General features: G+C 39.8%; 12 protein-coding genes and 1 tRNA gene. 10 read left to right on the top strand and 3 right to left on the bottom strand.

Annotated elements, in window-relative coordinates:
* Positions 1-31 precede the first annotated feature (31 nt).
* Positions 32-1,426 carry a peptide MFS transporter gene (locus C9J51_RS07085; protein ID WP_045035702.1) on the bottom strand — a complete coding sequence of 465 codons (1,395 nt, stop codon included), beginning with the start codon at positions 1,424-1,426 and terminating at the stop codon, positions 32-34.
* A gap of 445 nt (positions 1,427-1,871) precedes the next feature.
* Between C9J51_RS07085 and rfaH the strand changes: the two genes are divergently transcribed.
* A complete protein-coding gene (gene rfaH / locus C9J51_RS07080) occupies positions 1,872-2,375 on the top strand; it encodes a transcription/translation regulatory transformer protein RfaH (protein ID WP_045035703.1) in 504 nt (167 codons plus the stop codon).
* A gap of 75 nt (positions 2,376-2,450) precedes the next feature.
* On the opposite strand, the gene folD is transcribed toward rfaH, so the two are convergent.
* Positions 2,451-3,308, bottom strand: coding sequence for a bifunctional methylenetetrahydrofolate dehydrogenase/methenyltetrahydrofolate cyclohydrolase FolD (gene folD, locus C9J51_RS07075; protein ID WP_045035704.1), 858 nt, complete (start codon positions 3,306-3,308; stop codon positions 2,451-2,453).
* 340 nt (positions 3,309-3,648) lie between these two features.
* Between folD and C9J51_RS07070 the strand changes: the two genes are divergently transcribed.
* From C9J51_RS07070 to C9J51_RS07035, 8 genes are all read left to right on the top strand, one after another.
* Positions 3,649-3,725: transfer RNA gene (locus C9J51_RS07070), tRNA-Arg, on the top strand.
* A gap of 439 nt (positions 3,726-4,164) precedes the next feature.
* Positions 4,165-5,463, top strand: coding sequence for a trigger factor (gene tig / locus C9J51_RS07065; RefSeq protein WP_045039915.1), 1,299 nt, complete (start codon positions 4,165-4,167; stop codon positions 5,461-5,463).
* Between the two features lie 105 nt (positions 5,464-5,568).
* On the top strand, positions 5,569-6,192 hold the full coding sequence (clpP, locus tag C9J51_RS07060; protein ID WP_045027680.1) for an ATP-dependent Clp endopeptidase proteolytic subunit ClpP: 624 nt from the start codon (positions 5,569-5,571) through the stop codon (positions 6,190-6,192).
* A 110-nt stretch (positions 6,193-6,302) separates the two neighbouring features.
* On the top strand, positions 6,303-7,586 hold the full coding sequence (gene clpX, locus C9J51_RS07055; protein WP_045035706.1) for an ATP-dependent protease ATP-binding subunit ClpX: 1,284 nt from the start codon (positions 6,303-6,305) through the stop codon (positions 7,584-7,586).
* A gap of 197 nt (positions 7,587-7,783) precedes the next feature.
* Positions 7,784-10,156 (top strand): endopeptidase La, encoded by a 2,373-nt coding sequence (lon, locus tag C9J51_RS07050; RefSeq protein WP_045039914.1) that lies wholly within the window; start codon positions 7,784-7,786, stop codon positions 10,154-10,156.
* A 213-nt stretch (positions 10,157-10,369) separates the two neighbouring features.
* Positions 10,370-10,642 carry a nucleoid-associated protein HU-beta gene (gene hupB, locus C9J51_RS07045; RefSeq protein ID WP_045035708.1) on the top strand — a complete coding sequence of 91 codons (273 nt, stop codon included), beginning with the start codon at positions 10,370-10,372 and terminating at the stop codon, positions 10,640-10,642.
* 427 nt (positions 10,643-11,069) lie between these two features.
* Positions 11,070-12,962 carry a peptidylprolyl isomerase gene (gene ppiD / locus C9J51_RS07040; RefSeq protein ID WP_045039913.1) on the top strand — a complete coding sequence of 631 codons (1,893 nt, stop codon included), beginning with the start codon at positions 11,070-11,072 and terminating at the stop codon, positions 12,960-12,962.
* 129 nt (positions 12,963-13,091) lie between these two features.
* Positions 13,092-13,394 (top strand): ComEA family DNA-binding protein, encoded by a 303-nt coding sequence (locus C9J51_RS07035; RefSeq protein ID WP_045035710.1) that lies wholly within the window; start codon positions 13,092-13,094, stop codon positions 13,392-13,394.
* A 71-nt stretch (positions 13,395-13,465) separates the two neighbouring features.
* Here C9J51_RS07035 and rrtA read toward each other — a convergent pair whose 3' ends face one another.
* Positions 13,466-14,014, bottom strand: coding sequence for a rhombosortase (rrtA, locus tag C9J51_RS07030; protein WP_052667968.1), 549 nt, complete (start codon positions 14,012-14,014; stop codon positions 13,466-13,468).
* A 10-nt stretch (positions 14,015-14,024) separates the two neighbouring features.
* Here rrtA and C9J51_RS07025 point away from each other — a divergent pair, with 10 nt between their 5' ends.
* Positions 14,025-14,633, top strand: a complete 609-nt coding sequence (locus C9J51_RS07025; RefSeq protein ID WP_045035711.1) for a tRNA-uridine aminocarboxypropyltransferase — start codon at positions 14,025-14,027, stop codon at positions 14,631-14,633.
* Positions 14,634-14,757 lie beyond the last annotated feature (124 nt).

Here is a 14,757-nt window from a genome sequence, read left to right as displayed (position 1 = left end):
TAAATCAGCATTAAGCATTAAGCATTAAGCATTAAGCATTTGCAGGTTGTGGTTTAACATCACTATCATTGTTATCTGCTTCGCCTTCAGCACCATGCATCCACGAGATCAATTTGTTCGAGAATAATAGTAACAATACGCCAGCAATAACCGCAGTAATCGCAATACCAGAGAAGATCGCTAATGGACCCGCTTTACCGATACTTGCACCAACAACACCCGCGATATAGTTCGCGATAGCATTAGCACCAAACCATGCACCCATCATTAATGATGCAAGACGTAGCGGTGCCAATTTGGTGATCATTGATAAGCCAATAGGTGATAAACATAGTTCACCAATTGTATGGAAGAAATAAGCGCCGACTAGCCACATCATTGATGTTTTAACGGTCATGTCGCCATTTTGCTCTAAAGCTGCGCCGATCATACACGCAAAACCTAGTGCAAGAGAGAACATTGCTAACGCAAATTTAACTGGTGAGTTAGGCTCGCTTTTTCCCATTTTAACCCATAGTGCAGCAAGTAGTGGAGCACATAGAATAATAAAGAATGGGTTCAGTGATTGGAACCATGCTGCTGGTACTTCAAAGTTACCAATCATACGGTTAGTGTATTCTTGCGAGTAAATATTCATTAGGCCGCCAGCTTGTTCAAAGCCAGCCCAGAATACGATAACAAAAGTAGACATCACTAAAATTACTTTTAAGCGATCACGCTCAATTTTAGTTAATGGTTCTTTCTTGCCGCTAGCATTATTTGCTGCGTCACGTACGGCAGCTGGTACTTTACCAATATCGCCTAAATAACGTTGAGCAAAGAACAATTGAATTAATAGGCTCATTAACATACCTACGCCTGCGCATAGAAAGCCAGCTTTCCAACCATATACTGCTGATGCTGTACCTGCGATAACACCTGCTAGTAATGAGCCAATGTTAATTCCCATGTAGAAAATAGTGAAAGCACCGTCGCGACGGTTATCACCAGCAGAGTATAAATCACCGACCATGGTTGAGATATTTGGTTTAAATAAACCATTACCAATAATCAGGAACGTTAAGCCAACGTAAAAGACAGTAACAGCATTGGGATCAATCATGCTATGAGGCAATGCTAGTGTAAATTGGCCAATTGCCATTAATGTGCCGCCTATAATTATAGAGCGACGTTGACCTAAAATGTTGTCGGCAATCCAACCACCTATAAGAGGGGTAAAGTAAACTAAGCCAGTGTAGATACCGTATAAGTTAAGCGCTTCTTCTGTGGTCCACCCAAGACCGCCATTAATGGTTTTATCTGTTAGATATAAAACCAGAATTGCTCGCATAGCGTAATAAGAAAAGCGTTCCCATAGCTCTGTTCCAAATAAAAGGAACAAGCCTTTTGGGTGGCCCAGAAGGGTACCACTACTATTATGACTCATAGGATTCTCTATTTTATTTTAATTAGTGTGTTTGCTCATTCATATAGGTTTATAAAGCACAATATATTTAACTGCAAGTTTTTACATTTAGCAAACAATAATAAAACATTATAACAAATTGATAAATAAGTAATTGTGTGTTTAGTGTCCAATTATGAAAAATTAAATTTCATTACCGAAAGCTGTATCTTACACTATTTTACAACCCTAACTTAGGTTTTTATGTTGTTTTTTGTGTTTATCTTAGGTGCTTATATCATCAGTTGAGAATATTCATAGATGTTACAATTTCAGTGATAGATATTAGCTAATAGTTCTGTGTAAACATATAACCATAGAATATAAAGGCGGTTAATAACCAACAAGGTAGGGCTCAGGCGAGAGATGTAAATCAGGATTGATTTTGTATATACTAATAAAAGTTAAGATTTTATTGAGGTTGATAATGAAAGATTGGTATCTACTTTATTGTAAGCGCAGTGAACAAGAGCGCGCAGTGATCAATCTTGATCGTCAAGGGGCTGAATGTTATTACCCTCAGGTTGTGGTAGAAAAAATTGTTCGTGGTAAACGTTGTGAATGCTATGAACCATTATTTCCTAGCTATATTTTTGTGACATTTGATCCTGAACTATTAAGTTTTACAACCGTGCGTTCAACGCGTGGGGTTGCTGACTTTATTCGTCAAGGGGCGATGCCACAAATTGTCAGTGAAGAACTTGTTTATAATTTGATGTTAAATGAAGATAATGACTCATATAAAGAGATGTTTGAATCATTGCCTCAGCAAGGTGATAAATTAATTTTAGAACAAGGTAAATTTAAAGGCCTTGATGCAATTTATCAGGAAGCGGATGGTGAAAAACGATCATTTATGCTGATTAATTTGCTCGGTAAACAAGTAAAAGTCAGTATTGAAAATACAGATTTAATTAAAAACAAAGATTAGTACAAATAAAAAAGCGAGTATGTTGCTACTCGCTTTTTGTATCTTTCATGATTATAGCTTCGCTAATCAGTTTATTTATGCTGAATGGTATTGTTCACAGGCAAGTAAGGTATTTTCAATTAACGTAGCTACTGTCATTGGTCCTACACCGCCAGGTACTGGGGTAATGTGCTTCGCACGTTGACAAGCAACATCAAATTCAACATCACCACATAACTTGCCATTTTCAAGGCGATTAATACCCACATCAATGACAGTTGCACCTTCTTTAATCCAGTTACCCGGAATAAAATTGGGTTTACCCACTGCCACGACTAAAATATCAGCTTGGCGAATATGACCTTCGAGATCTTGCGTAAAGCGATGACACGTTGTTGTGGTTGCTCCTGCTAGCAATAACTCTAGTGTCATTGGGCGTCCGACAATATTTGATGCGCCAACAATAACCGCATGCTTTCCACGAACCTCAATATTATAACGTTCAAGCAGTGTGATAATGCCTTTTGGGGTACATGAACGTAATTTAGGAATACGTTGGCTCAGGCGACCGACATTATAAGGATGGAATCCATCAACATCTTTTTCTGGATCAATGCGTTCAAGAATTCGAGTACAGTCCATACCCGCAGGTAAGGGCAATTGAACTAAAATGCCATCCATTGCTGGGTCTTGATTGAGTTCATCAATTAAATCGAGTAATTGTTGTTCAGATGCCGTGCTCGGTAAATCAAATGATTTTGAAATAAAGCCGACTTCCTCACATGCTTTGCGTTTGCTACCAACGTAGATCTGCGAGGCTGGATCTTGACCGACGAGAACAACCGCTAATCCGGGTGCGCGTAATCCGGCATCGGTGCGTGCTTTTACTCTTGCTGCAACTTCTTGTCGTACAGTTTGGGATATGATTTTCCCATCAATAATTTGAGCGCTCATGGTGATCCTTTGTTATGTTGGTTGAACGTATCAACGTCAATATTGTGGCAGATTATAAATGGAATAGCTATCGAGCAAACGATTGCTATTTTGTTTTGTGCTGAAATAGTGTGAGGACTTAAGTGTTAGTAAGATAATGAATGATGAAAAGATCGCTGGAATAATGAAACGAAACCGTCGTGGTGAGCGGTTGTTTCTTTGGAAAATATCATCAAAGATGGGGTTTTTGTTGTATCTTTAACCAGTCAGTTGCTTGAAACATAAAAAATAGAGTAAAGAGATTGACCTTACTTTATAGCTACGTATAATTCGCTGCGTAACATCAAGTTACATTAATGATGCGCCCTTAGCTCAGTTGGATAGAGCACGTACCTTCTAAGTATGTGGTCGCAGGTTCGAATCCTGCAGGGCGCACCACTAACTCCTCGTTATTTTTCATCTACCTCCTTTTGTTATTTTCCTGTTTTTATTCTTTTATCATCTATGCTTTTTCTTTATTCCTTTAATCTCTATTGTTGAAATTTTTTCTAATTAGCTCGTTTTTCCAACATTTAAACCAAAAAAAGCGGTTTTAGGACGATTTTTTTCATTTTTCCCCTTGAAATGATATTTATAGCCCCTATCTTGTAAAACAGTTAAAGAGATCGCTCGCGTTTAAGGTATCTACCTCGACGTCACGCTTACGTGTCGTTATAATAGCGCGCTCTGATAAGTAGGTGACCTACTATCAGAATCTTGAAGAAAGAATTTAGGCGTTATGGTTTTCGAGCTGTAACATGAAAGGATGCCACCGTCAGTAAATGGCTGTTCGGCAACATCACTCAGAAAAGCTGAGTAAGTTTTGAGGTTAAATATAATGCAAGTTACCGTTGAAACCACTGAAGGTCTAGAACGCCACCTAACTATTACAGTGCCTGCTGCAAACATTGAAAATGCAGTTGCTGCTGAATTACGTAAAATTGCTAAAACTCGTCGTTTCGACGGTTTCCGCCCAGGTAAAGCACCAATGAAGATGGTTGCTAAAATGTTTGGCGCTTCTGTACGTCAAGACATCCTAGGTGAAGTAATGCACCGTCACTTTATCGAAGCTATCGTTAAAGAAAAGATCAATCCAGCGGGTGCGCCAACTTTCACTCCAGTAGAAATTGCTGAAGGTAAAGATTTAGTATTTAAAGCTTCTTTTGAAGTTTTCCCAGAGATCGAACTTGTTGGTCTAGATAAAGTTGTTGTTGAGAAGCCAGTTGTTACAGTAACTGACGCTGACGTTGACGGCATGCTAGATACACTACGTAAGCAACAAGCTACTTGGACTGATGTTGAAGCAGCAGCTGAAGCAGATAGCCGTGTAACTATTGATTTCGTTGGTACTATCGATGGCGAAGTATTCGACGGCGGTAAAGCTGAAGGTTTCGCACTTGCTATGGGCCAAGGTCGTATGATCCCTGGTTTCGAAGAAGGTGTTGTTGGTCATAAAGCAGGCGAAGAGTTTACTATCGAAGTAACTTTCCCTGAAGAATACCATGCAGAAAACCTAAAAGGTAAGTCAGCAGCGTTTGCTATCACTCTTCATAAAGTTGAAGCACAACAGCTACCTGAACTAACTGAAGAGTTCGTTGCTAAGTTCGGCGTTGAAGACGGTTCTGTTGAAGGTCTTAAGACTGAAGTTCGTAAGAACATGGAACGTGAGCTTAAGCAAGCTGTTAAAGGTCGTATTAAAGATCAAGTTCTTAACGGTCTTGTTGAGCAAAACGACATCACAGTTCCTACTGCGCTTATCGATCAAGAAATTGAAGCACTACGTAAGCAAGCAGCACAACGTTTTGGCGGCGATGCTAAGAACATGCCTGAACTACCACGTGAATTGTTCGAAGAGCAAGCTAAGCGTCGTGTAGTTGTTGGCCTATTAGTTGGTGAAGTAATTAAAGCTGAAGAACTAGCAGCAGACGAAGAGCGTGTTAGCGCAATCATCGCTGAAATGGCTTCTGCATACGAAGATCCAACTGAAGTAGTTAAATACTACGCAAGCAACGAGCAGCTAATGAACAATATGCGCAACGTTGCTTTAGAAGAGCAAGCAATTGATGCACTTCTAGCTAAAGCTCAGGTTTCAGATAAAGAAGTTAGCTTCAACGATCTAATGAATCCTGCTGCTTAATTTACTGAAATTGCTGTAGAGATTTGACATTCTCTCAAGTCTTCTGCTAACAATGGTCCGTGTGAATATTTTCATTCGGGCCATTTATTTTAGGGAAATAAGATTATGAGCTACCAAGCACAAAACGGCATGTCACCGATTATGGATGCGCTGGTACCGATGGTGGTCGAGCAGACTTCTCGTGGTGAGCGTTCTTACGATATTTATTCCCGTCTCCTAAAAGAGCGTGTGATTTTCTTAACCGGTCAGGTTGAAGATCATATGGCTAACTTAGTTGTAGCCCAGCTGCTATTTTTGGAGTCTGAGAACCCAGACAAAGACATTTTCCTTTACATTAACTCTCCAGGCGGTTCTGTAACTGCGGGTATGTCAATTTATGACACCATGCAGTTTATTAAACCAAATGTAAGTACAGTATGTATGGGTCAAGCATGTTCAATGGGTGCATTCCTATTGGCAGGCGGTGCTCAAGGTAAGCGTTATTGCCTACCTAATTCTCGCGTGATGATCCACCAACCATTAGGTGGTTTCCAAGGCCAAGCATCGGATATTCAAATCCATGCTCAAGAAATTCTAACGATTAAACAACGTTTAAATGGATTATTGGCTGAGCATACGGGTCAACCGTTAGAGATTATTGAGCGTGATACCGATCGTGATAACTTTATGTCTGCTGATCAGGCAGTAGAGTACGGTCTAGTTGATTCTGTATTGAGTAAGCGTGATTAAACCGTTTTATTTTGCAATTCGCGATGCGGGTTTAGTAAAGCAAAATAAGTCGACTTGTTATACACTCAAGACAAGACAATGATGGGATACCCCAATAAAGAGGTTAGCGAATGACAGATAAGCGCAAAGAGGGAAGTAGCAGCAAGCTACTTTACTGCTCTTTCTGTGGCAAAAGTCAGCATGAAGTTCGCAAGCTAATTGCCGGTCCTTCTGTTTATATTTGTGATGAGTGCGTTGATTTATGCAACGACATTATTCGCGAAGAAATCAAAGAAGTGATGACGAAAAGCGATAGCGACGAGCTGCCGACACCACAACAAATTCGTAACAACTTAGATGATTATGTCATCGGCCAATCACACGCTAAAAAAGTGCTGGCTGTTGCTGTATACAATCACTATAAGCGTCTACGTAATGGCGATAAAAATAGTGATGGCGTTGAATTAGGTAAGAGTAACATCCTACTTATTGGTCCAACTGGTAGTGGTAAAACATTATTAGCTGAGACACTAGCGCGTATGCTTGATGTTCCGTTTACAATGGCTGACGCAACAACATTAACTGAAGCGGGTTATGTTGGTGAAGACGTTGAAAACATCATTCAGAAGTTGCTACAAAAATGTGATTATGACGTAGCCAAAGCCGAACGCGGTATTGTCTATATCGATGAGATCGATAAGATCTCACGTAAGTCAGATAATCCATCAATTACACGTGATGTATCAGGTGAAGGCGTTCAGCAAGCATTGCTGAAGCTGATCGAAGGTACTGTTGCTTCTGTTCCACCACAAGGTGGTCGTAAGCATCCTCAACAAGAGTTCTTACAAGTTGATACTTCTAAGATCTTATTTATCTGTGGTGGTGCATTTGCAGGCCTAGATAAAGTGGTTGAGCAACGTGTAGCAACAGGTACAGGCATCGGTTTCGGTGCTGATGTTCGTTCAAAAGATCAAACAGACACACTCAGTGATTTGTTTAAGAAAGTTGAACCACAAGATTTGGTGAAATACGGTTTAATTCCAGAATTCATCGGTCGTCTACCTGTTACCGCAACACTTGGTGAACTTGACCAAGATGCGTTAGTTCAAATTTTACGTGAGCCTAAAAATGCCCTTACTAAACAGTATGCAGCATTGTTAGCGCTTGAAAACGTTGAATTAGAATTCCGCGATGATGCGTTGATTGCTATTGCTAAAAAAGCGATGGAGCGTAAAACAGGAGCTCGTGGCCTGCGTTCTATTGTTGAAGCAGTATTACTTGATACCATGTATGAGCTTCCGTCTTTAGAAGGTATCAGTAAAGTTGTGATTGATGAGTCTGTAATTAACGGTGAGTCAGAACCATTACTGATTTTCGAAAATACAGAACCACAAGAAGCGGCTAGTGCTGAGTAAGTGCTCAACATCTGCACATAAAAGCTAAAAAAGGGAGGCTTTTGCCTCCTTTTTTATTTTCTGACATTTCATACATTGAAACTTGATGCTTTACCCCCATATACTCAATATAAGCTAACTCTAATCGTATTAAGTAACTATGCTGTATCCAGCCAAGTTATTTAATACGATTAGTCTGGACAGGAAGAGAGAAGAATATGAACCTGGAGCGTTCTGAGCGCCTTGAGATCCCGGTTCTACCTCTACGTGATGTAGTGGTATACCCTCATATGGTTATTCCATTGTTTGTGGGCCGGGAAAAATCAATTCGTTGCCTAGAGTCGGCAATGGAAAACAATAAACAGATTCTGTTGGTCGCTCAAAAAGAAGCAGCCACAGACGAACCGTCGATCACTGATCTTTATGATGTTGGTACAGTTGCAACGATTCTTCAATTATTGAAACTACCTGATGGTACGGTAAAAGTGTTGGTTGAAGGCCAACAGCGTGCCAAGGTTGAAGATTTAACGGATGATGAGTTTTTTACTGCAAATGCTGAATTTTTGGTTACGCCAGAAATGGATGAGCGTGAGCAAGAAGTTCTCGTTCGAACGGCAATAAGTCAGTTTGAAGGGTTCATCAAACTTAATAAAAAAATTCCACCTGAAGTCTTAACATCGTTGAATGGTATTGATGATGCTGCGCGTTTGGCTGACACCATCGCAGCGCATATGCCATTGAAATTAGCGGATAAGCAAAAAGTACTTGAAATTGTTGATATCACAGAACGATTAGAGTTCTTGATGGCAATGATGGAATCTGAAATCGATCTGCTGCAAGTTGAAAAACGTATCCGTGGACGCGTTAAAAAGCAGATGGAAAAGAGTCAGCGTGAGTACTATCTTAACGAACAAATGAAAGCTATCCAGAAAGAACTGGGTGAGCTTGATGACGCGCCAGATGAATTTGAAGCGTTAAAGTTAAAGATTGATGCATCTAAGATGCCCGCTGAAGCACGTGAAAAAACCGAGCAAGAACTACAAAAACTGAAGATGATGTCGCCGATGTCAGCGGAAGCAACTGTTGTTCGTGGCTACATCGATTGGATGCTAAGTGTGCCTTGGCATAAGCGTTCTAAAGTGAAGAAGAGTCTTGCTAAAGCAGAAGAAATTCTTAACGCTGATCACTATGGTTTAGATCGTGTTAAAGAACGTATTCTTGAGTATTTAGCCGTTCAAAGCCGTGTCAATAAACTGAAAGGTCCGATCCTTTGTCTTGTTGGACCTCCTGGTGTGGGTAAAACCTCGCTAGGTCAATCTATTGCTGCTGCAACGGGACGTAAGTACGTGCGGATGGCATTAGGTGGTGTACGTGATGAAGCGGAAATTCGTGGACATCGTCGTACTTACATTGGTTCAATGCCGGGTAAGTTAATTCAGAAAATGGCAAAAGTGGAAGTGAAAAACCCACTGTTCCTATTGGATGAAATTGACAAGATGTCTTCTGATATGCGTGGCGATCCCGCTTCAGCATTACTAGAAGTATTAGATCCTGAGCAGAATAGTTCGTTTAACGATCATTACTTAGAAGTTGACTACGACTTATCTGATGTCATGTTTGTTGCAACGTCGAATTCAATGAATATTCCTGGGCCATTGCTTGATCGTATGGAAGTGATTCGTCTTTCTGGTTATACCGAAGACGAGAAACTGAATATTGCAAAAAATCACTTAGTTGATAAGCAAATCCAACGTAATGGATTAAAGCCGAGTGAGTTAACGATTGAAGACTCAGCATTGATGGGTATCATTCGTTACTATACTCGTGAAGCGGGTGTACGTAGTCTTGAGCGTGAAATTTCTAAATTATGCCGTAAAGCGGTGAAAGAAATTTTATTGAACAAAGACATTAAACACGTTTCTATTAGCCAAGATAACCTTAAAGATTATTTAGGTGTGCAGCGTTGCGATTATGGTAAAGCTGACGAAAGTAACCGTGTTGGTCAAGTAACGGGTCTAGCATGGACAGAAGTTGGTGGCGATTTATTAACGATCGAAACCGAGTCTATGCCGGGTAAAGGTAAACTAACCTACACCGGTTCTTTGGGCGATGTGATGCAAGAATCTATTCAGGCAGCAATGACAGTGGTACGTAGTCGCGCTGAACGTTTAGGTATTGCGAGCGATTTTTATGAAAAACGCGATATTCATGTTCACGTACCTGAAGGTGCAACACCAAAAGATGGTCCAAGTGCGGGTATCGCTATGTGCACCGCTTTGGTCTCAAGCTTAACGGGTAACCCTGTACGTGCTGATGTTGCAATGACGGGTGAAATCACGTTACGTGGTGAAGTCTTACCGATTGGTGGCTTGAAAGAGAAACTATTAGCGGCACACCGTGGTGGCATTAAGACTGTACTTATTCCAAAAGAAAACGAACGTGATCTAGAAGAAATTCCTGAGAATGTTATTGCTGATTTGGATGTGCGTCCAGTACGTTGGATTGATGAAGTGCTCATGTTGGCATTACAGAATAATCCGACCGGCATTGAGCTTGTTAATGTACAAAATAGTGACCTAGAGCTAAATTAGTTAAAGAAAAAACGCTTTCAAGATTAAAAAACTTGTCAGCGTTTTTTTGTGTGGCTATAAGGTACATCTAATCGCGTTATGCGAACTAATTTTAAGCCTTGATAGTTATTTTAAATTCGCTATCAAAGCCATAATGTTTTTATTTGATTACTGTTTTGCGAGTATCTATATAAATATCGCGTTGTAATCAAGGTTCATTCAGAGGATCTAATTGTGAACAAAACTCAACTAGTTGATAAAATCGCAGAAAGTGCTGATATTTCTAAAGCATCTGCTGGCCGTGCTCTTGATGCATTCATTGAAACGGTAACCGAAACACTAACAAGCGGTGATCAAGTTGCATTAGTTGGTTTTGGTACTTTTTCTGTTCGTGAGCGTGCAGCACGTACTGGCCGTAATCCACAAACAGGTGCAGAAATCCAAATTGCAGCGGCAAAAGTACCTGGTTTTAAACCAGGTAAAGCGCTTAAAGATTCTGTAAACTAAAATAATAATGGTCGTTGTGCCATTATTTTGTCATGTTTTCATGGCTTAAAAATTGTGACCGGAAAGGGTATACTCGTTCGGTACAATCAAAGCGCATCGGTTGATGCGTTTTTTTTACCTATAAATAGCCTCATAACAACAGACTACAACTGATATTTCGTGAGATATTCATTATAGTGTTGTTTAATTGAGTTTATGTAACAATTCTCTGTGCTGAGTGTGGCTTATCTGTCACAGGTTATCTATATTGATAAAGCTAAGTTAATTAAAACAAGGTTATTGATATAGCAGTGTCTATTCAGTTGTTGTTATATAACATGTAGTAAATAGTATGGTGCGGTCATCATGGTGATGTCAGTAGCATTGTGCATTAATTTGATAGTAGTTCGAACCGAGCCAGATCGAACAGTAGGAGAGACGGCAGATTATGATGGAGCGATTGCGCGAAGGCGCTAACAGCATCTGGGTTAAGATTATTCTAAGCCTAATTATTTTATCTTTTGTATTTGCTGGCGTCGGCAGTTATCTGGCGAGTGGAAATGAGCAAGTTGCTGCAAAGATTAACGGTAAAGATATTAGCCAACGTCAGTTTGAGCAAGTTTACCAAAATGAACGTAACCGTATGCAGCAGCGTATGGGCGATTACTTTTCAACTTTGATGAGCGATCCTGCTTATGTGAAGCAATTCCGTCAAAGTGTATTAGATCGTATGGTGAATGATGAACTTATTCAACAACGTGCAAATAAACTTGGTCTTAGTGTTAGTAATGAACAAGTAAAACAAGAAATTCTTGCAATGCCCGCTTTTGCCGTTAATGGTGTCTTCAATAACGAGCAATACAACATGGCATTACGTCGTGCAGGCTTTACACCTGATCAGTTTGCAGAAACGATTCGTAAAGACATGCTACGTCAGCAATTCCTTTCAGCATTACAAGGCAGTGACTTTGTGTTAACTGACGAAGCTGATGAGTTGCGTAAGCTTGAATCACAACAACGTGTTGTTCGTACATTAACGCTGAACCTTGCTGACTTTACTCAAAAAGTAAAAGTAACAGATAAAGAAGCACAAGATTTTTACGATCAAAACCCTAACTTGTTCACTCGACCTGCACAAATTAAAGTGTCTTATGTTGAGCTATCAGATAAAGGCTTGACCAAAGATATTAAAGTATCAGAGCAAGCTGCTGAAACGTACTATAAAGATAATCAAACTAAGTTTAGTTCTGCTGAAGAGCGTGAAGTTAGTCATATCTTAATTAAAGGCGATACGACAGCTGCCAAAGCGAAAGCTGAAGCGCTACTTGCCAAGTTACAGAGCGGCGCTAATTTTGCTGAAGTTGCCAAACAATCATCTGATGATACATTCAGTGCTAAAGATGGTGGTAAATTAGAATGGTTTACTAAAGGCATGATGGATCCTGCGTTTGAACAAGAAGCTTTTGCTCTTGCAAAACCGGGTGACATGTCTGGCCTTGTGAAATCATCATTTGGTTACCACATCATTTTACTTGATGGCATTAAAGCTGGAAAAGTAAAACCATTTGCTGATGTTAAAGCAAAAATTATTGCTGAACTACAACAACAACAAGCTGCCGATGAGTTCTATAAGCTGAAAAGTAAGCTTGCTGAAGTTGCTTTTGAATCACCAGATTCATTGGATGCAACCGCTGAAGCTGTTGATGCGAAAATTATTCATACGGGCTATATAACACCGGCTGATGAAAAAGGTGTATTGGCAAACAAGCAAGTTCAAGAAACACTACAAAGTCCAGAAGTTCATGATGATGGTATGAACTCAGATGTGATTGAGTTAGGTCCTGAACATGTGATTGTTGTTCGTGTTGATGATGCTCGTGCAGAAGCTGTATTACCATTTAAAGATGTTGCGGCAAAAGTGAATGCAATGGTTGCGAGCCAAAAAGGTGAACAACAAGCACAAGCTAAAGCTGATGAAATCATGGCAGACTTACGTAAAGGTAAGAATGATATTGTTGCTAAAGACGGCTTAAGCTTCTCTGGCGAACAAACAATTAATCGTTCAGGTCCAAATGTGAACATTTCAAATGTCGCATTTAGTTTACCTAAACCAGCAACGGGTAAAGCAACTTACGGTATCGCTCGTGATAACAACGGTAACGTTGAAATTATCGCACTTGATAAAGTTGTTACCATGAAGTTGGCTGGCGAAAAAGTAGATGGTCAGTTTGCAGAGCAAATTGGGCAAATGTTTGCTCAAGAAGATCTTGCTGCCACGCTAAAAACATTGCGTGAATCAGCAGAGATTAGCTATCCAATGCAAGACGAATCGAAAGATTAATTGAAACTGTAATGTAAATAGACGGGTCGTCTTGTGTGTCCCGTCTTTTTTTTACTTAAAGATTGGTGATTTTTATTACAATAGTAATTTTATTGCATATTATTCGTATTCACCTTAACGAGAAACGGAATGAATATGACAATAAAATATCAGTTGTTTAAAGCCATCGTTGTAGCAGGAACATTAGCATTAGCACCGATAACCTATGCCAATCCAGATCAGCACAAAGGTATTGATATTATTGTTAATATTAATGATGCCAATGCAGAACAGCTTGATAAATTATTGGTAGGAATTGGGCCGGATAAAGCAGAAAATATTATTCAATATCGTATGAAATATGGCAAGTTTGCATCTGTTGATGATCTTGTGAAGGTAAAAGGTATTGGTACTTCAACAGTAGATAAAAACCGTAACCGAATTAAGCTGTAATTATTAATAATTCGAGTTTTATCTATCACGACAGGCATGGCGCCTGTCGTTTTTTGTATTATTGTTATTCTCTAGATTTTATTTTTTGGTGCTGTGATTAAGGCAATAATTACACCAGATATAGCGCCAATTAAATGAGCTTGGGTTGCAACTTGTACCCCAATCAGTTCCGCTGAACTTGCCGAGCCGCCAAAGCATTGCTCCCAACTTATCTTTGCAATAAGTCCTAACAATAATAACCAACCGCCTTTGGTTTTGGTTTGAATGTCACGAATGGCTCCCCAAGCAAACAAACCATGTAATACGCCTGAAAAGCCAGCGTACCAGCTAATTTGCGTGGCAAACAGTCCAATACCAATAATGGTACTAAGGCTTAAAATTAATACGCTGTAGCGGATTGGATCAAAGTGAGCACGAAAAATAAAGCTAATAATAACAAATGCACTTGCATTCATAGCAAGGTGGATCCAGTTGGTATGGGTAATATTTCCTGTTAGGATCCGCCATACTTCACCATTGAGTATCGCTTGGCGATCCCACACTAGCAGTGGTTGAAGTTGTGGGATTTGAGCAATAATCCCTATAATTAATGCGATAATAATGTAATTGCGAATAGACAAGGCAACCTCAATGAGTCGGTATTGTGAATACTGTGGTAAGGCAAAAAAAGCCTGTATTTGCCACTGGATCGAAAACATCACAGCAACAACGGAAATTTGGATCTTACAGCACCCATCAGAAATTAAACGTGCAATAGGTACGGCAAGAATATTATCACTTTCCTTACCAAATAGCCGACTTTGGGTAGGAGAAGATTTTTCTAATAATGATGAACTCAACAGCTTATTGGCTGATCCTGAACGTGATGTGTATGTTGTTTATCCTGGTGAAGGTTCAATACCTATTTCAACCGTTGCAACAACAGCGAATAAGCAGCGTCTACAAACGGTTATTTTATTAGATGGTACGTGGAAAAAAGCCTATAAGATGTGGTTGCTTGCAACAAATTTACATCACCTTCCCTTGGTTAATTTAGACAATGCTGATAGCGGTAATTACCGTATTCGTAAATCATCTAAAGAGCAGGGTGTATCAACGGTAGAGGCCGGGTATTTAGCCTTGTCTGCATTTGAAGCTGATGGTGATAAATTTGCGCCGTTGTTAGCAACCTTTAATCACATGATAGATTTTCAGATCAAGCATATGCCGCACGGGGTATTTGAGAAGAATTATTTGTGAGAAGAAGGGACGAGTTACGAGGAAGAGCAGGAACGAGTTACGAGGAAGAGCAGGAACGAGTTTGCGAGTATTAGAGCTCAATATAATCGTCATTCCCTACAGTGAGGTTACGAACGAGATAGGG

It is taken from the genome of Photobacterium iliopiscarium (genome assembly GCF_003026395.1).
GTDB lineage: Bacteria > Pseudomonadota > Gammaproteobacteria > Enterobacterales > Vibrionaceae > Photobacterium > Photobacterium iliopiscarium.
This window is presented reverse-complemented; position numbering and strand designations above follow the sequence as displayed.